We start from the raw sequence: 1,340 nt of genomic DNA, 5'->3' as shown, positions 1-1,340 counted from the left end.
AACACAGTGGACGCGAGCAACTGAGGACAAGCCCTCGGCCTATTAGTACCAGTCAACTCCACACCTTACGGTGCTTCCATATCTGGCCTATCAACCCAGTCGTCTACTGGGAGCCTTAACCCCTCAAGGGGGTGGGAGTCCTCATCTCGAAGCAGGCTTCCCGCTTAGATGCTTTCAGCGGTTATCCCTCCCGAACGTAGCCAACCAGCCATGCCCTTGGCAGAACAACTGGCACACCAGAGGTTCGTCCGTCCCGGTCCTCTCGTACTAGGGACAGCCCTTCTCAAGACTCCTACGCGCACAGCGGATAGGGACCGAACTGTCTCACGACGTTCTAAACCCAGCTCGCGTACCGCTTTAATGGGCGAACAGCCCAACCCTTGGGACCGACTCCAGCCCCAGGATGCGACGAGCCGACATCGAGGTGCCAAACCATCCCGTCGATATGGACTCTTGGGGAAGATCAGCCTGTTATCCCCGGGGTACCTTTTATCCGTTGAGCGACGGCGCTTCCACAAGCCACCGCCGGATCACTAGTCCCGACTTTCGTCCCTGCTCGACCCGTCGGTCTCACAGTCAAGCTCCCTTGTGCACTTACACTCAACACCTGATTACCAACCAGGCTGAGGGAACCTTTGGGCGCCTCCGTTACTCTTTAGGAGGCAACCGCCCCAGTTAAACTACCCATCAGACACTGTCCCTGATCCGGATCACGGACCCAGGTTAGACATCCAGCACGACCAGACTGGTATTTCAACGACGACTCCCCCTGAACTGGCGTCCAGAGTTCACAGTCTCCCAGCTATCCTACACAAGCCGAACCGAACACCAATATCAAACTGTAGTAAAGGTCCCGGGGTCTTTCCGTCCTGCTGCGCGAAACGAGCATCTTTACTCGTAGTGCAATTTCACCGGGCCTATGGTTGAGACAGTCGAGAAGTCGTTACGCCATTCGTGCAGGTCGGAACTTACCCGACAAGGAATTTCGCTACCTTAGGATGGTTATAGTTACCACCGCCGTTTACTGGCGCTTAAGTTCTCAGCTTCGCCACACCGAAATGTGACTAACCGGTCCCCTTAACGTTCCAGCACCGGGCAGGCGTCAGTCCGTATACATCGCCTTACGGCTTCGCACGGACCTGTGTTTTTAGTAAACAGTCGCTTCTCGCTGGTCTCTGCGGCCACCCCCAGCTCAGGAAGCAAGTTCCCTCACCGGATGTGGCCCCCCTTCTCCCGAAGTTACGGGGGCATTTTGCCGAGTTCCTTAACCATAGTTCACCCGAACGCCTCGGTATTCTCTACCTGACCACCTGAGTCGGTTTAGGGTACGGGCCGCCATA

1 rRNA gene (cut by a window edge) is annotated in these 1,340 nt (G+C 56.2%); it reads right to left on the bottom strand.

Annotation, left to right across the window (positions count from 1 at the left end):
• Window positions 1–22: 22 nt before the first annotated feature.
• Window positions 23–1,340 (bottom strand): 23S ribosomal RNA (locus AB0G32_RS40180) (it continues 1,399 nt past the right edge of the window).

The sequence above is a fragment of the Streptomyces sp. NPDC023723 genome (assembly GCF_040639815.1).
In the GTDB taxonomy this organism is placed as follows: Bacteria; Actinomycetota; Actinomycetes; order Streptomycetales; family Streptomycetaceae; genus Streptomyces.
The sequence above is the reverse complement of the archived record's forward strand: the minus strand, read 5'-3'. Positions and strand labels throughout refer to the sequence as shown.